Consider the following 20577-nt stretch of genomic DNA (forward strand, 5'->3'; position numbering starts at 1 on the left):
AACGGAATAAGAATAATGATAATAACCACCGCCGTTGGCACAGGAGCCCATTGAAATAACCCAGCGTGGTTCGGACATCTGGTCATAGACTTTACGCAAAGCAGGTGCCATTTTGTTTACCAGCGTGCCAGCCACAATCATCACATCCGATTGACGTGGACTGCCTCTGAATACAATGCCAAATCTATCCAAATCGTAACGTGCCGCCCCGGCATGCATCATTTCTACTGCACAACAGGCCAGACCAAATGTCATTGGCCATAAAGATCCGGTTCTTGCCCAATTAATGAGTTTGTCAGCCGATGTGGTGACAACGCCTTTTTCGAGAACACCTTCTATTCCCACTCCAGCGCTCCTTTTTTCCATTCATATACAAACCCAACCACCAGAATGCCTAAAAATAGGAACATGGCCACGAGACCAAACACACCGATCTCATCTAAAACGATGGCCCATGGGAAAAGGAATGCAATTTCTAAATCGAAAATGATGAAAAGAATAGCAACAAGATAATAACGAACATCAAACTTCATGTGGGCATCTTCAAAAGGCTCGAATCCACATTCATAGGCTGATCGTTTTTCACTGTCAGGATGCCGAGGCCCCAATACAAAGCCGGCCAACAATGGCAGAACACCAAAACCGATGCCGATGATGATAAACAACAAAATCGGGAGATAATTCTCCAGCATGCTGTGCTTCCTTCGGATGTCTCGACAATTCAGCATGAGGGACTCGCGTCTCTACTCATGCCCCTGACTACATTCTTAAATATTTGATGTAATCATCATCCTCGATACTACACACTAAAAACGTCAATGAGAAGTCACAATATGCGTTAAATCATGATTTTGAGAACGGCTTTAATACTGGACAGGATAGGAATGTTTGTGCTCGAATAGCCGCTGCTTTAAATTTGGTTGATTATGCCAACAAAATGGCATTGACACTTTCATAATAAAAATAAAAAGGTACATCATTTCAGGTGAGTAAGAGTAAGTGGTTAAGTAAACCTGTTGTGGTTGCCATCGTTATTTTATTAGTCGCAGTGATAACAGCCACTGTGGCTGCGTCGCACCTGTTTTCCTTGATTCAGGAAGACGTGACTACACGCCTCAATACCGCACTGACCACTTCCATCAATCGCGTTAAACAGTCCTACACCAATCATCAACGTAACAGCCTTTACTGGGCAGAAAACACTGTTATCCAACAGATTGCTTTATTAGCGAATAAGCAGGATAACAAAGTGATGCAACAAGATTTATATCGACTTGTTGATGGCAACATCAAAGCGATATTGAGCAATGAAGGTTACCTTGACTACAAGCTGTTCTCAACGCATGGCGAGATGATTTTATCGGGCGTGAGTGGCTTTGCAAATGAAGACAATCAAGTCCAACTTCCACTCAACATCCGTACGGATTTACCGACAAACACAGTCTACACTTCCCATCCTTTTATGCCTTCAAGCTCATGGCAGAAAACACTTGGGCAGAATTACCCCACGCCAACCATGCTCTTTATTGCCCCCGTTCATGATTGGGCTGGAAAAACAGTTGCTTTTTTTGCTTTCGAAATCGATCCCGACAAGATTTTCAACCCTGCTTTTCATGAGAACCAAGTGGGGCAAACAGGCCAAGCCTACGCGATAGATGAACATGGGCGAATGCTCACTCAAAGTAAGTTTACTAAGCAGCTTATCCAAGCCGGATTAATTGATGCAGCTCATCCATTAAGCGAATTGGCACTGGAAGTGCGAGATCCCGGCGTTAATCTCTTAAGCTCTGAGAAAAAACCAGTTGCTGCCAATGCTCCGCTCACGCTAATGGCGAAATCATTGACCCAACACCAGACGGGCGTGAGCCTAAAAGGATATCGTGATTATCGCGGTGTCAAAGTCATCGGTAGCTGGCGCTGGGATGACCATCTGAATATGGGAATCGTGACGGAAACAGAAGTCGCCGAAGTTTATAAACTCTATCGTTCCCTATTATTCAGTGTGGTTATCAGCATCGTATTTGTGATTTTCATGACGGCATTTGGTACCTATTTCTACCGCCGCTCAACGCAACAACGCATTGCCTCACTACAACAACGTGATGCCATCATAAAACAGACTGATGATGGCTTTGTCACTATTGATGATGTTGGAAAAATCACCATGGTGAATCCCGCTGTCTGTCTGTTATTTGGTTATCAGGAAGCGGAACTTATCGGGCAACCAGTTTCCATTCTGATAGATAAAAATGAACGGCATAAACATGATAGTTATCTTAAGCATGCCAATATTCATGAGCCTAAAATCATACACAGAACGCGTTCTTTATCTGCCACCAGAAAAGACGGCACCGAATTTCCCATTGAACTTAACATCAGTCCGATGCAATTTGGCCATCGGAAATTCTATATTGGTGTAATTCGGGATATTTCAGAACGTCACCAATATCAGCAAGAGTTAATCAAGGCCATGCAACAGGCCAAGCACGCTAATGAAGCAAAAAGTGAATTTCTGGCAAAAATGAGTCATGAACTTCGCACACCACTCAATGCCATCATTGGTTTCTCGCAGCTCTTACAGCTAGATAATCTAAATGAAGATCAACGTGAATCGGTCAGCATGATCGAGAATTCAGGAAATCATCTACTCTCACTGATTAATGACATACTGGACTTATCACGTATTGAAAGCGGCCATATGTCAGTCTCAGTGGAAGATGTGCAATTAAAACCACTTATTGATGATCTTATTCCCTTTATACAAACTCAAATTCAGTCTTTAAATCTGCATATTGAAGAGTCATATCCAGCCAATATTTCATCTTTATTTGTGAAAGCCGATCACATTAAACTCAAACAGGTGTTACTCAATCTTTTATCTAACGCGGCCAAATACAATAAACCGAATGGCAAAATTAAGATTATTATAAGCAGTACTTATAAATCCTCTCTTCGTATTGCTATCCAGGATACCGGCTACGGTATTGATGAAAAATTACAACGTTGCCTGTTTGAACCTTTTGATCGTCTCGATAAAGACAACTCAGGTATACAGGGCACCGGTATTGGTTTAGTCATCAGCCGAGAGCTGATTAAACTCATGAACGGACGCTTTGGCTTTGAAAGTGAGCAAGACAAAGGCGCCACATTTTGGATTGAACTGCAACGTTCCAAGGTGACAAACGGCTCTCTATTATCATCAGAACATCACGAACCAGAACAAATGGAGGATGACTCCAAAGAGCACGTCAAAATCTTATGTATTGAAGATAACCCAACTAATCTCAATTTGATTAAAAGAGTCTTTAGACAATATATTCAGTTTGACCTTATCGCTGCTAGCGATGCTGAAATAGGCTTGGAATTAGCCAGACAATATGAGCCAGCAGTCATTCTGATGGATATTAACTTACCTGGGATGAACGGCTTTGAGGCATTAGAATCACTCAAACGTTCGGCGATCACCCGTGACATCAAAACGATTGCACTGAGCGCGAACGCCATGCCTCATGATATTGATAAAGGGTTGAAGGCGGGTTTCGATTATTATCTGACTAAGCCAGTCAACTTTGAATTATTAATTGAAACCATTAACCGGGCATTGGAAAGACCTATCTAACCCTGGAACCATCAACATTTAGATATACAGACTTTTATTAAACAGATTCAGACCAGTCACTCATCGCTTTCAGAGCAAGTTGATTCAGCTCTATGGCTCGTTCTTCACGACTAGCTTCAGTATAACAACGTAATTCAGGTGCATTACCAGAAGGCCTGATATGAATGATTTCATCATCTGCAAAAGATAGTCTGACACCATCAGTGGTATCCACTGCTTTGATCTCGCCCATAAAAGGAAACAACTGTTGTACCTGCTCGCTATTAATCTGCTTATCCACTATTAACGTATCCAGCAATAAACGGCTTTTTTCCAATGCGAAGTTTTTCAGGCGATCGCTGCTGGTATAAATCGCAGGCATCGATGCATTCAGTTCAGAGACTGTCTGTTGCCTTTGTTTTGCCAGTAATAAGACACTTAAAATCACAATGATGGCGTCACGTGTGGGTAGTGGACTTAGAGTTTTTCCTGATAGCTCAATGGCTGATTGCTGCAGAAATCCTCCATTCGCTTCATATCCAACGACACCTTCTTCAGGCGAGTTTGTAGCCGCTGTTTGCATGGCTGCTATCACATAGGGTGAGCCGATTCGTGTTCGCAACACCTGTTCAAAAAAGTCGGCGTTCACGCAAGAGTTACTACTGACAGGCGTAACCACGATATCCGCCCCCAGGTAGAGCGCGGTTAATAAGCCGACAATATCACCTCTGAGCCAGCGTCCATGTTCATCACTGATCAAAGGTCGATCACTATCCCCGTCTGTTGACACAATGGCATCCAAAGCATGTTCGCTTGCCCACTGTTGAGCAAGTTCGACATCTTCAGACCGAATAGCTTCAGTGTCTACTGAGACAAACTGCTCACTCCTGCCTAGACAAATAGTGTTGGCTCCTAGTGCCGACAAGATTTGTTGCAGCAGGTCTCGACCCACAGCAGAATGCTGATATACACCGATCGTCATACCTGCCAAACAATTATCAGGTAAAAACTGAGTAAAGCGCTCAATGTAGTGTTTTTGAGCAGAGAAAGATGGCTCACTTAACACAGCATCTTGTTTGATAAATGCACCATGGTCATCAAACAGCTCATCCGGAATATCAACCCATTGTTGTTTGATAGCTTGCTCATCAGCCTGAAGTATTTCACCAATTGGCAAATTAAACTTCATACCATTTCGATCATCAGGAATGTGGCTTCCGGTAACCATAATGGTCGCCATATGATGTTGAATTCCGTACAAGGCGACTGCTGGGGAGGGAATAAAACCCAGATTCAGTGGCTGCAGACTATAATACTGGCTAGCTTTGGCCACTGCATTCATAATACGTGGACTGCTGGACCTTAAGTCACCACCGATACCAACTTGATCCCCTTTCTGTATCTGCTTTTCGTGAATTAAATGCTGCAAAAATGCTGAGGTATAAGCAAAACACACTAAATCTGTCATGTCTTTGACAAGACCTCGGGTACCACTTGTACCAAATTTGACGCCAGAATCTGACATCAACTGTTCAATATGGATGTTCATTTAGATAGCTTAATGTCGATGGTAATTATCCTGGAAGCGAACAATATCGTCTTCACCAAGATAGCCACCGGATTGAATTTCGATAATTTCTAGAGGTACTCTACCAGGGTTATGCAATCGATGTTTTTGCCCAACAGGAATAAAGGTGGATTCATTTTCTGACAGTAAAAAGACTTCATCTTCTCTGGTCACCTCTGCTGTACCTTGAACTACTACCCAATGCTCAGCTCGATGATGATGCATTTGCAATGAAAGAGATGCCCCCGGTTTTACTCGGATACGTTTGACCTGAAAACGTTCGCCAAGATCGATGGAATCATAATAACCCCATGGTCGATAACAAAGCCGATGATTTTCGGCTTCAGAACGTGATTGTTTTTTTAGCTTGGCGACAATGTCTTTAATGTCTTGTGCTTGGTCTTTGCTGGCAACCATGACCGCATCAGCTGTTTCCACAATGACCAGATTTTCAACACCTATAGCCGAGACAAGTCGGTGCTCACTGTGTATATAAGCATTCTTTACATTCTGTATTTCAACATCACCCTTGAGAACATTATTGTTCTCATCCTGTTGTGAACACTCCCACAAGGATGACCAGGATCCAACATCGTTCCAGCCAGCATCAAGAGGAACCACCACTGCTTTTTGTGTTTTTTCCATTAAAGCATAGTCGATGGAATCAGATGGACAGGCCTCAAAAGCCTCTTTACTCAAGCGTACAAAGTCTAAATCCTGTTCACTGTTGGCAACAGCTAAACGACACTGTTCAATGATGTCGGGATGAAACTTGCTCATTTCCTCAATTAATACTGACGCTTTAAACATAAACATACCGCTGTTCCAGTAATAATCACCTGAGGACAGATACGCTTCAGCCGTAGCGGAGTCAGGTTTTTCGACAAACTGCTGAACAGCAGAAATCGTGGCTTTTTCCTCAGCTTGAATATAGCCATAGCCAGTATGTGCGCAAGTTGGAACAATACCAAATGTGACTAAATTTCCGACCATAGCTTGTTGTTCAGCGAGCTTTATTGCTTGATGAAAAGCGTCAATATCGGCAATCACATGATCAGCTGCCAACACTAAAAGTACGGGGTCTTCTTCACGTGACAATGCCTGAAAAGCGGCACTGACAATTGCCGGTGCCGTATTTCTACCTACGGGTTCTAACAGAATGCTGGGTTTCTCAATATCAATTTCGAGTAATTGTTCCGCCACCATGAATCTGTGGCTCTCATTACACACCACTATAGGCGGTGAATTATTCAAACCACCTAATCTAAGGATGGTTTGTTGAAACATGGAGTCATCACCAAACAAATTTAAAAATTGTTTGGGTTTATGCTTACGTGAAAGTGGCCACAAGCGTGTACCACTTCCTCCCGACATTACGACAGGTATCATTGAAATTCCCGATTTAACTTATTATCCGTTATCAATTGTTCAGTGAGCTGATGGCTGAATCAATATCCACTATTAAGTCACTTTCATTATTTTGTGATGCTTGCTGTTTAGCCGTGTTCAGATATTGTCTTGCTAGCTCACTATTACCTTGTTTTACATGTAACACACCTAGGTGATAATTAAATACAGCGACATTGGGCTCTAATGCTACCGCCTGTTCAAGTACTGGCTTAGCTTCATCCAGCTGATTTAATTTCACATTAGCCCAACCATAGCTGTCGAGGAAATAAGGTTGTGTTGACGTTTTAAACCGTTGGGTAATTTCCAAAGCGCGGTTTAAGTTCTCAGGCGACTCAAACCGATCCGTTAATAAGCTGGCCAGATTATTGGCAGCAATATCGACATTATTATTTTTTGCAAGAATGCCTTCATATAGATCACGTGCCTCAGCATAATTGCCACGTGATTCTTCAATGGAGGCTAGCTGTAATGAGAATCGAATATTGTCATCGACATTATCAACGGCTTTTTTCAGTATATTTGCCGCTTCGGATAACTTGTCATTCCGCAAATAATAGTCGATTAATAAAGAGTAACCCAGCGTCCATCTTTTCTGTTCGACAAGCTTTGATTCAAGAATATCGATTGCCTGTTCCGCTTTTTCTACTCTGAAATAATGAATGGCCAGTGTTGCAAATCCATTCATAGAGTTAGGATTTTGTTGGTTGAAATTGTTCAGATACGTTTCTAACTGTTCATTTTCTCCCAACGCTTCCATCGAGGTTGCCAGACCTTGCATCGCACGACTTGAATTTGGAGCTAATTCAAGCGCCGCTTGATACTCAGCTTTTGCCAGAGCATAGTCGCCTTGCCCTTCGTACAATTGCCCAGACAGTAGATAAGAAAGTAAGGTATCGCCTTGCTGATCTTTAAGTAGATCAATGGTTTCAATACCCGCCTGCCAGTCTTTTTTCAGAATTCTGACTTCAGTCAATTGCTGTAGTAAAGTGGCGTTTGTAGGGTTTTTCTCTAAAGCGGTGACTAAAACCTGCTCAGCTTTGTCATAATTATTTTCGTTAACTAACAACCCTGCCACTGTTAATGCTGCAGTGGCGTTATGTGGATTGGCTGCTAATGCTTGTCTGAAGCTATCTTCTGCGAGCGCATCAGAACCCTGTCTTTGATACGCTTGCGCCAGCAAGATCATGGCTTCATCTGAATCAGGTGAGTTTCTTAACACTGTTCTCAGGTCAGTCACCGCTTGATCATATTTTTCATCCATCAAGTCCAGTTTTGCTCTGACCAGCAATGCCCCACTTTCTTCTGGCGCGACATCCAAAACAGCTTGAGCCAGCTCACGTGCTTTTTTGAAATCCTGCTGTGATGCGTAATATGACGCAAGCATGACACGAGCCTCATTGCCATTGATACCTTGCGGATCTTCGTTAATGATATCATTGAGCTCTTTGACAGAACCTTCAACATCACCGTTCTTGTCTAACAACGCGGCTTTTGCGAAGCGTAACTCATAATTCTCAGGATCAGCTTCAATCATCTCATCGAGTTTTGATAACGCTTCTTGTGGGTTTTTCTGGTTAATTAAACCTAATAAGAATTGCTGAGCTTCATTATCCTCTGGATGATTTTTTAGGAAGGTTTGCAGAAGCGTTAAAGCCTGATCATATCTATCTAATTTTGATAGCAGCAATTTGGCATAAGACATGACCACTTCACGTTCATCAGGTTTACGAGCCAAGATATCTTCGTAGACATTCGCCATGCCTTTAAAATCTTTCATGTCGTTATACAAGCTGAGTTCGATCAAACGAAGCGACATATCTTCGGGATACTTTTCAACTGCCTGTTTTGTTTTTGCCAGTGCTGCTGGTAGGTCACCTTTATCTTTTAAAATTAAAATCTCCAGTGAAAGAATATCTTTATGTTCTGGATAATCCTTTGATACTTCAGCAAGCAATGTTGATGCTTCATCAAATTTTTGCTCTTTCGCCAGAATAGACGCTTTCAGAATTCGACCATCAAAACTTTCCGGTTTTATTGATAATGCTTTATCAGCTCGTGTTGTCGCCTCGTCAAGTTTTCCACCGAGCAGATATAATCTACCTAACTTTATCTGAGCATCAACGTGATTGGGATCAAGCTGCTCAACAGTGGTCAAGTTGGCAAACATTTGTTTCCAGTTTTTGTTTTGCTCGTCTAACAATGCCAGTCGATAGTAGGGCTCTGCTTGTCTGGGATCTATCTGAATAGCATTTTTGTATTCCAGTCGAGCCTTATCGTAGTTTCCATTATCAAAAAACTCATTACCACTTTCTACATAATCTGCTGCGCTATCAGCTGAACTGCCACAGCCAGCTGCCATTCCCAGCATCAACACCAGTAATAAACGTTTACTCGCTTTCATATCCCTACCTTATTCTGCAATATATTGTTTTAACTTCGGCTCGGCGACCTGCATAAATGACAACAAACGTTGTTCAGCCTGAGCGACAGTTTCATTATCCGCTACCATTGTTACCATTCTTACTAGCGAGCCATCGGTTCTGTTTTTTATAATTGAATCTTGTAATAAGTACCACTTATTGATGTACTCATTAGCCACAATACGTCCATGCCCTTGGAACCAATAATAAACCAGCTGTTCTTGTGTGCCTTTTTTGATAATGACGCGATTAGCTGGATGGCCATTTGCTTCAATTCGGTCAAATGCTGCAATCTCCCAGCCACCGCCAGGGATACAGACACGTGGTGAATGCGGCGATTCGCCTTTCCTTTGAGTTTCGTAATAAGCCACATAGAAGTTGACGGTTTGCTTTTGTGCATTTTGATAGTTGGCTAATAAATAATCCGTCATAGCCAGCTTCGTCTCAACTTCATTATTCAGTGGCAATTGATAACCAGTCCATTCATCCAGCTTCATTGGGAAATTCACTAAAGCGTTGTGCTCTGGAATAATTTCCTGGCGATTGTCGATGTAATGTGTCACGCCAAAACTTGAGACAAGAGTTAACACAGTCAAACTAAAAATCACCATATTCCGGGATGATGAGCTACTGTCCTCCTCCTGGAATATGGATTTTGTGTTTGAGTATTGCTCTACACCAAATACATCGGCAAAAGAGTTGCCTGTAGTCAGCTTTTCCATTAACCAAATCAGTAAGGCAAGTAGACCCGCACAAGCCATGAAGATGATCCAGCCTTCAAAATCATGCAGAAAGCCTTCTGCTTGAGCTATACCCCAGTTATCAACCAATACACCAATCACGCCAATGCGAAAGCTGTTCATCAATATCGTGATAGGAATCGTAGCGAGAAAAATCACGGCTTTTTTCCAAAAGCTGGCACGATAGAAATATGCAGCAATAAAGCCCAAGCTCATTAGCGGGAACAGGTAACGTAATCCACTGCAGGCTTCCACTACCTGAAGTTTATAGACCCCCAGATCAATGATATTGCCTTCTAAATAAACAGGAATATCAAATAAACGGATAACCTGGACCCCTAACCAAGAAGATACCAACTGTAGCTTCGCCGTCAGAACCACTTCAATGACATAAGGTAACGGTATGGCAAATAAGAGTAATAAGATAGGCGCGAGTGTGTAACGACTGGCTTTGCCCAGGAAAATCATAGACAAACCTACCAATGTCATAACAAATGAATATTGGATCAGGATGAATAACGCGCTCAGCTCACCAAGAATATATACAAGAAGTGAAAGAAGAATTAAAAAATAGCCACTCCACATGGGACGAGTGACCGAAGAGAGAATCAGGTTCTTTTTCTCCCATAGAATGTAAAGGCTGACTAATGGTATGAGAAAACCATGGCTATACTCTTCCTGCACATTCCAACGTCTTACTGCCTCAGCAATCCCCCCCCAGTAGGTAATAAAAGCCAACACAAGCGTGACGATAAATACACTTGCTTTTTGATAGCTCAACACTGTGCCTGCTCCTTGCCTTTACTTAATATAAATTAACCTGAGATTACCTTGAATCGTTTTAAAACGCCAGCTAATGACAACAATCGTTTTATTTTCTGCTGTGGATTCAATATGAGAAGCTCAGAACCAGCCGAATAAAGCTTACCTTGGAGCGTTAATAGTCTCGCCATGAATGCACTATCAATATAACTGACACTAGCAAAATCAATTTTTAATTGAGAACGATTGGCTAATAATGTCGTATTTATCAATGCGTCCATTTTTTCAAGGTTAGTTGACTGAAAACAGCCCGTAAGAAGCAGTGTCTGAGTATTTGGTTGCCAATTAACGGTATTCTCGTGACTTTTACTTTTTTTATATTTCTTATCAACAAAATAATAAGGAAGTTGCTTGGTGAGTAATAACAAAGCCAAGCCCCAACCATCTTTAAGATAACGCTTCCACAAATTCGGCTCTTGTTTAATCCGCCACAACCATTCCAAGCCAAGTTTTCGCCACTTTTCTGGTGCACGTTTCACCGAACCTGCAACAAAGTTAATCACCGCTCCTAGATGGCTAATGACGGGCGCATTCAGATTAGCCATATTATTCATAATCCAAGCCTGACCTTTTTTAGCACCCAAGGCAACAAGGACAAAATCTGCCTGAGAAGCGTTGATTTGCTCAATAATGTGATCCTGACTCATCTCTTCAATGCTCACAAAGCCTGGATCATAAAATCCAACACTGACCATACCTTTAGAATAGCTATTGAGTTGCTCATGAGCTTGTTCGGCAACACCTGGTTCGCCACCGAAGAAAAACACCCGAATCGGTTTTTCTCGATGTGTGTCAGACAAAAATTGAAATAAGTCAGAGCCAGCTACGCGTTCCTTGACGGGTAATCCCATCAGCTTGGCCAACCACACCAAAGGCATGCCGTCGATAACAGACAGATCACTTACAGCAACAGATTGATAAAAAGCGTCATCCTCGTGAGCTGCAATGGTGAAGTTGATATTCGGTGTGGAGAGAAAACAGCGTTTGTTTGATGAAATGGCTTGCTCAATCAGCTTTGCGGATTCAGTAATACTGAGAAAGTCGAAAGGTAGCCCCATCAAAACATGCTGTTTATGGCGCTCATGAATGCCAGGAAACGTGGAAATATTAGTCATTTTTGAGTCTCATCACGAGTTAATCCCCACATTTCTTGGTGAGAACCCTTGGCAGGTAACTCAAAACAACAATGTGCATACACCCAGCCGATAAATTCAACTAATACCGTTTTCGCTCCAGCACTGGTTTGCCACCAATTGGCTAATCTGAATTCTTCAGGAGATGCACTGATAATACCGATAGGAATAGCTAAAGCATCAAATGCCTGTTTGTACAAAAAATGGGTTCTGCGACTATGCACATCAGCTGAAAACACATTAATCCCTTTCATCTTGTCTATTAAAGGCTCTGCTTCAATAAACTTTCGTACCATCACTGCGCTGAGATAGGTCCTATCCTGAGCAGAAGCAGGCGTTGGAATTACCTTAAGACTGTCCATACTCAGACCTAACAAATTCAATTGATGAGCCGCTTGCTCTGCATAAGAATCAAACTGATCGGTAAAATTTCTCGCTTCAGGCCCCCCCGTGGTGATCACTAGATCATAGTGGCCAGATTTATATTCTGCATAAGCCTGGCTGAGCGCATCTGGCTCAAGCCAGCCCTCTACAACCAGAATATTAGCTTCAACAGGCGCTTGTTTAGCTAAAAAAAACGCAACATTGTGTATAAAAAGTATGGCGATAGCTAGCGATAATAAAATAAAAATGATGACTGACCATATAGTGGGAACAAGCATAAAGCGTCGCCTAAAAAACCATCCCTGTTTCTGCATCTATTGATTACCAATTGATTCAGCAAATAGTGTCTCTAAACGCTTAGCGTTAATATCTTGTGCAAATTCCTGCTGCACTTTTTTCTCAGCATGACTGATGAGCGCTCCCCGTAAAGCTTCATCCTTTATCAGTTCGAGTATAGCCCCAGCTAATTGCTCACTATTACCTGGCTCAATTAATTTACCTGTTTCCTCATCAATCACAAGCTCTGGGATACCGGAAATTCTAGATGAGATGACAGCAGTCCCCACCATCATCGCTTCCATCAATACAACAGGAATACCATCCATATCGCCCTGTTTATCTTTTTTACAAGGTAAGACAAATAAGTCCAACTCTCTGACAAATTTGACGACCTGATCATGAGGCAATGGCCCCAGAAATACGACATTGTCATTCAAATCAAGTTGTGTAACTTGCTGTTTTAACTCTTCTTCCAGTGGACCCGACCCAGCTATTTCGACAGTAAAATCAGAAAATTGAGTCTTTAGGATAACCAGAGCAGAAATAAGCGTATCAATCCCTTTTTTCTCTACCAGCCTACCAACAACACCTATACGTACCGGGCTTGATAGTGCTATTGAAGACTTACGAGTGAACACGCGACTATCTACACCACAGCGAATAATCTCTAACTTGTCAGGATCAACTTGATAAGTTTGCTGAATATAGTGACGATTAAAATCTGATATCGTGGCAAAAAAACCTGATCTTTCCACTTTTTTATCCAACAATAAACCACGCTCGAATATATCATTGGCATGGGCTGTCACGCTGAAAGATATGCCCGAGAGCATACTGGCATACATAGCAATATCTGTAGGTACATGAGCAAAATGCACATGCAGATGTTGAATAGAATTCTCTTTTAATTCTTGAGCTAGCTTAGCGGCATAAAAAAACCGATAAAACAAGGCTAATGCATCACGGGATAATATGTTCACTTTGAACATATCCTTCACGCACTCACCAAGTGCTTTTACATAATGAACAGGTTTTTTTGTCAGTAAGTTGAGGTGGCTAAAAAAAACTTTCTTCTTTGGTGTTGCATAAAGATAGTTCACCTTTGAGCGCAGTGCGTCAAGATGTTTATCAGTGGCAGGCATTATCGGTTTATGAACAGAGAACGGTATTATCTCGTGCCCTAGCTCACTTAGAGCCAAAATCTCGTTATACACAAAAGTGGCAGATAACGCGGGTATATCTGGTGCAAGATATGCCAGTTTCAAAGGTTGCTCCTACTAGCTGTGTGATTGTTGCCAAACAACAACTTGTTGTTCATTTAACTGCTGGGTTGCTTCAGCTTTCCCTTTAACAAGACACTGCCATTGGTAATGGCGAATAAACGCAACCAGTGCTTTATCAGCAAATCTTGGTTGACGTGTCAGCATACTTTTCACATAGCCCCACCACATCGCCGCGCCTCCGAGAAAATATGGTGGGTGCAACATACGGAATACAGATGATGCCGTCATGTAAATCAGCCCGGTGCCCATAAAGTATTGGCCAAAGCCATGGCGCATACGGCCAGTGAAAATACCTTTTTGGCTTGACCCCATAGGTCTGAGATGGATGAATTGTAAATCAGGCTCATCCCAGCTAACGGCAATCCAACCTAGCTGGCGACATTTATGACAATCAATGCCATCCCACATCACCTGGCGAACAAAACCTCCAATTTCTTCAAAACACGTACGACGATAAAATTTTGTCATACCAACCGACATCTCATCACCACACTTTTCACTGATAAGCTGGCCCGATTTTTTATCTCTAAAATAGGCTTTACCACTGCAAGTACCAATGCGTGGGTTCTGGTTCATACGCTCAATTAGAATCTCAAAGTAACGTGCTGGCAAGTCTAAATCCAAGTCAAACTTACAAATAAAATCAAACTGACTGACATCGACCTGATCATAGCCATAATAAAAAGCTTCGATCACGCCAGGGCCAACACTACGGTGACCACGATTTTCACGGGTGATGACTTTGATAAAGGGATATTTCTGAGCATACTCAGCCAGAATTTGTGGTGTTGCATCAGTGGAGCCATCATCAACAATCACCCAAAGGTCTGGCTTGATGGTCTGATTCACAACACTATCCAGTGTTATCCGCATATAGTCAGATTCATTGCGACATGGGGAAACTAAAAGGTAACTATTTTCCATTGCTAATCCCTAACATTAAAACTATTGATAACTGACACCATGTAATTTTCTAAACATCGCATATGAACCAATAAAAAATAATATCATTGGGACAAGTAGCGCGACCAAGCTGCTCACACCAAATACCATCAAAATCGCTTTAGAAGGCATGACCATCTCGTGAAATACAAACAATGGAAACGCAAGCATACCAATGATAGAAAAAGCTTGAAGTATGAATTGTTTAGTTTTAGAGCTTCTGTCGTAACTCTCTAAAATATTAACTGTGAAGGCGAGAAAAATCATAACCACACCAGCATAAGCTAGCCACCGCCATATATATAAGGTCTTAATAGGCCAATAATTCCATGGGTCAATATTGTCAGCATACATCCAAACCATCATTCCTGTGATGAGTATTGTTGCACCTAAAAGGTAAAAAGGCGTTAATGTTTTTTTATCTTCAGAGAGCTGCTTAAGCATAAACCCTATCGCAACACCTAACAGTGTTCCTGATAACATTAGAAAATAAGCATATTTAGCTGTAAAAACCAGCTTAATGAGTTCAAAAATACCCTGTGTATCTAAAACAGCAAACTCTTGAATAACAAACACATGAAGACAGTACGCCATTACAGCCAATAATAACGTGAAAAACATTGGATAGGACGATCTATCGATCAGCTTAAACCAGAAATACAAGGTACACGATATGAATAAGTAATAACTTAAAACAGAGAAAAAACTATTTGTATAGTCAGTGACGCTAACAGTTTGTTTTGTCAATAACATCTCAGTAATTCTGACGACAGCCAAAAGTAAAATACCGACGAACAAAAAGGTAGCTGTTTTTCTTAAAATAGACTTTAAACGCTGAGGATCTTTATAAAATAAAGGAAATAAAGAATAACCTGCCCCCACACCATAAATAATAGCGAAGCCAGGGGTTCCGAATGACAAAAGTGGACCTGCATATGAGGTGAAAAGCTCAACATCAATAGCGGGTATTCTCTCCATTAACCCCTGATGCCAATGAGCGAAGATAACTAAAAGCACCATCCACCCTCTCACAATACTGATAGTCATGGTGTTTTTAATAGATAAAGAACGAATCCTGTGCTTCGACTCTTGAGAAACACCATCAGCCTTAGACATCTTTCTGGCGATTTCGCGCACCGTCAATCCTTGCAGCATACCTTTCGATATATCTTTTGGTACGCCTTTAGACTCCATAGCTACCAGAGCACCAATGGCTGACAAGGAGTCGCCACCTAAATCATAAAAATTTCGTTCAGGATCGACATGTTCCAGCTTCAATACTTCACCCCAGATTTGTGCAATCTCAGCTTCTTCGGCACTCATTTCATGACGTGATGCCGTTGAATCTTTAGTATTTTTCGTTTTTACACTCAATGATTCGTAAAGTTTTGCCAATTCTTTTCGTTGTACTTTATTTGTGGAGGTGACAGGAAACTCATTAAGCTCAAGTAACTTTATGACATTTTTATTGTTTATCCCCAAACCTTTAAGCACAGAAGATAATGAATCTATCAAATCATTTGGACTTATTGCCAAATCATCACGATACGCCAGTAAAACAGCATGTCCTGTTAATTCATCTGGAACGGCGCATATGGCAATCCCTTCTTTTAACTTCGTTATTTCTCGTACTTCTCTTTCAAGGGCATCGGGTGATAATTTAACACCACCGCAATTGATAAGATCATCAGCACGACCTTTGTAATAGAGGAAACCATCCTCTAGAACACCTAAATCACTTGTCTCAAACCAGCTGTCATCATCGACGTTGGATATGTACTGACCTGATTTAAGCAATGTCTTGGCGACATGCGGACCACGGATGCAAATACGTCCTGCTTCAGAAATTTTAAATTCTGTTTTACCGTAGGCCCTGCCTACAGACTCCAGCGATTCACCTGTCGTTTGGTCGAGACGTAAGAAGCTACTCCGCGAAGCTTCTGTTAAGCCATAATGTTGAGCAATTTTTGCTTGTGGAAATAACTCAACGAGTTCTTCTTTCTCAGCACGACTCATGTACTGACTACCAATCTCTATCCACTTTAACTGAGCACGCTCATCACCAAATATCTGTTTATTTTTCAATAAAACACGCCACAGACTTGGAACGGCAGAAACAGCATTTATTTGATCCGAAGCCAGCATATCTCTGATTTCGATAGGGTCAAAACCATGCTCAGGTAGAAATGCCATGCCACCGATAGCCGCTACCGCACGAAAACGCCCCAAACCAAAAGAAAAATTAGCAGGAATACCAACATATTCCCTAATTGAAGAATCCACCTCCATGATCGAGTTCAATCGTGTAGTAACGTCATCCAGTGCTTGATGTGTTAATAAAACGCCTTTTGGCTCACCTTCCGTACCTGATGTAAATGCAATTTGTGCTAAAACATCATCGTTTCTGAATTGTATATGCTCATTAAACCATCCAGTCTTTACTGGAGGATTAATTACTTTTGTTACACCAGTCAGATCTATTCGACTATCGTCTTCATCACGAAGCAAAACAACAGTTTCACTAGATGAATAACACTCAAATATGGCTTTGACATAAGCGATCGAGTTCTTTGAAACAATCCCAGTAATATTCTTATTCTTCACTTGTGCCTCGCAGAGCAATATTATGTAAACCCAATCTTTCGTAATGAGATGCCAAGAGCGTACAATTGTCTAAAAAGGTATTAAAGTTAAATCCATATGCGGCTGTGTTGTTTTCCAGAAAAAATTTATTTTTCATTTAGTTTTTCAATGATTCGTATAACCAAGTCTCCCCACAACTGATCGGATTTTTTAATTTCATGAACGTAATGTTCGAGGTTATTTCTGAGAGAATTGTAATAATCAGGATTTTCTATGATCTCAATCAACTTTGTTTTTAAATCTTCTTTGTCATCAGCTCGAAAAATTGAGCAAGCACCATTAAAGTAATCTTTTGCAGGAACAACATCAGAGTATAAGCAAGGAACTAGATGAACCGAAGACTCAAACCCCACTTTGGCTAATCCTTCATTAAAGCTGGACATAGTAGGCACGACTAACAAATCACAAGAATGTAAAAATTCATGAACCTCTTTTCCTGATAAGGCTCCCACATAACGAAGAGTATCCTTAGGCGAGTTGCTGATGTGTTCTTCGAGAAGTCTCACAGCAGTACCTGACCCTGCAAATAAGCATTCTATCTCAGTGTTATGTTGTCTTAATTCATTGACTGCTTCAGCCAACATTAAAACTCCTTTATCTTTTTCAATCCTGCCTAAATATGCAATTCGCCTAACAGTTGTTGATTTATTCGGAGTAAACTCATGTGTAACAGCAGGGACTTGTGTAAAAACTGGTACATCATTGATTTGCATAGATTTATATTGTTTCGCGCATGCAATAGATGTACATAAAGCGCCATCTGTGATTCTGATGTTACTTCGAGTTATGTAATATTTTATTTTTGACTTGAAATCAAAGTAAGGACGTCTACCAATGTTCCAATATGTATTATGTATCGATAAACAGAGCCTCCAGTGCTTACTTCTCAATAAAAAAAGAAATATCACGGGAATATCAGAGCCAACAATGACTATATCAGGACGAAAAGCATCCAGATTTTTTCTAATGTTTTTTACTCTTTCGAACTGTGCAAGAAAATAATTTTTCTTAGTGGATGTTACGGATATTTGAGAAAATGTAATCCAATCATCTTTCACCTCAGGAGGCTCATAAGTAGTGATAACCTGTAATGCAGCTTTCAACTTTGAGATAGCTGTATACATCATAGAAGAATAAGTTAAAACTGGTATTCGAGGATCTTCTAATCCTTGTGTCCAATATTGGTATGTACCTACAACATCACCAGGACCAGGAATGTACGTTACTTTAAGCATTTATTAACCTTATCGTATTAGACTATTCTTCAGCGGAAAGCTTAATTTAATTAAATATGATAAAGACAAAAAAGAGCCTCTTGTTTACAGATAGTCATTTATATTCAATTAGGCGTTGCTTTCTTCCCATCAAGATATTTTTATAGAAAACAAAAATTCCTAGAGTTTGTGGCAATTTAGATAATAGATTTGATATTGATACCAGTAATTTTTGTTGAAAATTTTTATTATTTGATTTATCTAGTAACACTGCTCGCAGAATTTGCACTATAAAAAATATTAAGCACAACAAAAATGACGGGCTCCATACAGATAATGACAATATGACAGCTAAAAAACCAGTCCAAAATAGATTACTTCTGACTTCTTTCATTCTGAACTTTTCTGAACTTTGACCATGTAAATAATAAGACTCAGCATAGGCATGTCCAGCTCTTGTATGACGCTTCCACCATTGTGAGATTCTAGTCATGTCTGCATCATGTAGAGTCATTTCTACATCCAGGCGCATGATTCTCCATCCTTTCCTCCGCAACCGAAAACACATCTCTGGCTCTTCTCCTGCGATTAAACTCTCATCATATCCATTCACCAGTTTAAGAGCTTTTACCCTTATCAAAGCATCTCCACCACAAGACTTTGCATCACCGATAGGTGTGTTCCACTCAAAGTCACATAGTTGATTGAATACTGAAGCATTTGGGTAGCGTTCCCGGCGTCTTCCACAAGCAATCGCATAATCAACTGATTCTTTGAGAAAAACATAGGCTTGATCAAGCCAACCCGCTTGAACCTCACAGTCACCGTCGACAAACTGAATAAACTCAATTTGTGGGTTGATCTTTAATAAAGCTTTTGCCCCTTCATTACGAGCTCGTGCAGCGGTAAATGGAATAGTGAGGTCAAGATTAACTACATAAACGCCTAATGACTCGGCTAATTCTACACTAGAGTCTGTAGAACCAGAATCTACATAGATCACATATTTCAACTGTTCTCTAATTGACTCGAGACAAACTCTCAGACGATCGCCTTCATTTCGACCAATAACAACAGCACCTACCAAATTGTTATTCAAAATCAACTATCCATTTCTTTTGTGGAACCAATGACTTTCGCAGGTACACCAGCAACAATAGCAAAGTCTGGAACATCTTTCGTTACTACTGCATTAGCACCAATCTGAGCATGTTTGCCAATAGTGATGTGCCCGATTATTTTTGCACCTGCCCCAATATCTACATGTCCTGCAATTATAGGTGCGCCGTCATTGCTAGACTTAACACCAATCGTGACTTGTTGATGAATCAGGCAATTAGGCCCAATCATAGCTGCAGAGTGAATAACAATTCCATTTGGATGTGGAATCAACACACCACCACCTATCTGGCAATTCAATGGAATATCAGCTCCAGTAATCACCGTCCAGAACCTGTGACGTAAAACAGCAAGTTTCTTTAATAATTTATTCAAAAATCCCGTGTTGGCTGTATATCTCTGATAGTCTCTTATGGCACGTAATAATTTTTTGGAAGGCGACCAAAAACATTCACTCTGTTCGCGTGTCCAGTCAGGTATTTCAGCTGAGATATTATTCATTTATCCTCACTTCTGATTTTATTTTTTATTACCTTCGCTGGAATACCAACAGCAACTGCGTAATCAGGTATATCATGTGTTACAACAGCATTGGCACCAATACTGGCATGATGACCAATAGTCACTTTACCGAGTATTTTAGCTCCAGCGCCAATATTGACATAATTGCCGATAATCGGCGCATCGAATGGCGAATCAAGACTTTTATTTCCAATAGTGACACCTTGTCGAATAATACATTCATCACCGATTTTGGCATTACCATGAATCACAATGCCGTGTTGGTGTTCAAACACAACACTTCTGCCCAACTCCACTGTGTATGGTAACTCTATGCCATATTTAAAACGGACATGCTTTTCGAGCATACGATACACAATACTCAACCCTGCCCTTAAAAAACGAGGTTGAACTGACATACGCCAACGACCAAAGCGATAAACAATCAATGTTCTAAAACCAGCGTGGTTAATCGCTTTATTATTAGCTTTATGGTCATCTCTTATATTGGGAAAAAACATG

General features: G+C 40.9%; 16 protein-coding genes. 1 reads left to right on the forward strand and 15 read right to left on the reverse strand.

Annotation, left to right across the window (positions count from 1 at the left end):
- The coding region (locus B3014_RS00295) for a NuoB/complex I 20 kDa subunit family protein (protein ID WP_289286876.1) at positions 1 to 345 on the reverse strand (345 nt) is incomplete at its 3' end.
- The gene (locus tag B3014_RS00300) at positions 336 to 692 is read right to left on the reverse strand and encodes an NADH-quinone oxidoreductase subunit A (protein ID WP_289243283.1); all 357 of its coding nucleotides are present in this window, start codon (positions 690 to 692) and stop codon (positions 336 to 338) included. The genes B3014_RS00300 and B3014_RS00295, both read right to left, overlap by 10 nt.
- Positions 693 to 985: 293 nt before the next feature.
- On the opposite strand from B3014_RS00300, the gene B3014_RS00305 reads away from it, so the two are divergent.
- Complete coding sequence (locus B3014_RS00305) at positions 986 to 3619, forward strand: PAS domain S-box protein (RefSeq protein WP_289243282.1); 2634 nt, start codon at positions 986 to 988, stop codon at positions 3617 to 3619.
- Between the two features lie 37 nt (positions 3620 to 3656).
- Here the strand turns inward: B3014_RS00305 and B3014_RS00310 are convergent, their stop codons facing one another.
- The 13 genes from B3014_RS00310 to B3014_RS00370 all read right to left on the reverse strand — a co-directional run bounded on the left by B3014_RS00310 (position 3657) and on the right by B3014_RS00370 (position 20576).
- Positions 3657 to 5147, reverse strand: coding sequence for a phosphomannomutase (locus B3014_RS00310; protein ID WP_289243281.1), 1491 nt, complete (start codon positions 5145 to 5147; stop codon positions 3657 to 3659).
- Positions 5148 to 5156: 9 nt separating this feature from the next.
- Positions 5157 to 6554 carry a mannose-1-phosphate guanylyltransferase/mannose-6-phosphate isomerase gene (locus B3014_RS00315; protein ID WP_289243280.1) on the reverse strand — a complete coding sequence of 466 codons (1398 nt, stop codon included), beginning with the start codon at positions 6552 to 6554 and terminating at the stop codon, positions 5157 to 5159.
- A 31-nt stretch (positions 6555 to 6585) separates the two neighbouring features.
- On the reverse strand, positions 6586 to 8976 hold the full coding sequence (locus B3014_RS00320) for a tetratricopeptide repeat protein (protein ID WP_289243279.1): 2391 nt from the start codon (positions 8974 to 8976) through the stop codon (positions 6586 to 6588).
- Between the two features lie 9 nt (positions 8977 to 8985).
- On the reverse strand, positions 8986 to 10518 hold the full coding sequence (gene xrtD, locus B3014_RS00325) for a VPLPA-CTERM-specific exosortase XrtD (RefSeq protein WP_289243278.1): 1533 nt from the start codon (positions 10516 to 10518) through the stop codon (positions 8986 to 8988).
- 32 nt (positions 10519 to 10550) lie between these two features.
- Positions 10551 to 11672, reverse strand: a complete 1122-nt coding sequence (locus tag B3014_RS00330) for a WecB/TagA/CpsF family glycosyltransferase (protein WP_289243277.1) — start codon at positions 11670 to 11672, stop codon at positions 10551 to 10553.
- A complete protein-coding gene (locus B3014_RS00335; protein ID WP_289243276.1) occupies positions 11669 to 12352 on the reverse strand; it encodes a hypothetical protein in 684 nt (227 codons plus the stop codon). Before B3014_RS00335 ends, B3014_RS00330 begins: the two co-directional genes overlap by 4 nt.
- Positions 12353 to 12388: 36 nt before the next feature.
- Positions 12389 to 13618 carry a glycosyltransferase family 4 protein gene (locus B3014_RS00340; protein ID WP_289243275.1) on the reverse strand — a complete coding sequence of 410 codons (1230 nt, stop codon included), beginning with the start codon at positions 13616 to 13618 and terminating at the stop codon, positions 12389 to 12391.
- A 12-nt stretch (positions 13619 to 13630) separates the two neighbouring features.
- On the reverse strand, positions 13631 to 14560 hold the full coding sequence (locus tag B3014_RS00345) for a glycosyltransferase (RefSeq protein WP_289243274.1): 930 nt from the start codon (positions 14558 to 14560) through the stop codon (positions 13631 to 13633).
- A gap of 21 nt (positions 14561 to 14581) precedes the next feature.
- On the reverse strand, positions 14582 to 17182 hold the full coding sequence (locus B3014_RS00350) for an AMP-binding protein (RefSeq protein WP_289243273.1): 2601 nt from the start codon (positions 17180 to 17182) through the stop codon (positions 14582 to 14584).
- A 125-nt stretch (positions 17183 to 17307) separates the two neighbouring features.
- Positions 17308 to 18456, reverse strand: a complete 1149-nt coding sequence (locus tag B3014_RS00355; RefSeq protein ID WP_289243272.1) for a glycosyltransferase family 4 protein — start codon at positions 18454 to 18456, stop codon at positions 17308 to 17310.
- A 94-nt stretch (positions 18457 to 18550) separates the two neighbouring features.
- Positions 18551 to 19534 carry a glycosyltransferase family 2 protein gene (locus B3014_RS00360; protein ID WP_289243271.1) on the reverse strand — a complete coding sequence of 328 codons (984 nt, stop codon included), beginning with the start codon at positions 19532 to 19534 and terminating at the stop codon, positions 18551 to 18553.
- A gap of 2 nt (positions 19535 to 19536) precedes the next feature.
- The gene (locus tag B3014_RS00365) at positions 19537 to 20055 is read right to left on the reverse strand and encodes a serine O-acetyltransferase (protein ID WP_289243270.1); all 519 of its coding nucleotides are present in this window, start codon (positions 20053 to 20055) and stop codon (positions 19537 to 19539) included.
- Entirely contained in the window at positions 20052 to 20576 is a 525-nt protein-coding gene (locus B3014_RS00370; RefSeq protein ID WP_289243269.1) for a serine O-acetyltransferase, read from the reverse strand. Before B3014_RS00370 ends, B3014_RS00365 begins: the two co-directional genes overlap by 4 nt.
- Position 20577: the final 1 nt, after the last annotated feature.

The sequence above is a fragment of the Methylophaga sp. UBA678 genome, assembly GCF_002299105.1.
GTDB classification, from domain to species: Bacteria; Pseudomonadota; Gammaproteobacteria; order Nitrosococcales; family Methylophagaceae; genus Methylophaga; species Methylophaga marina.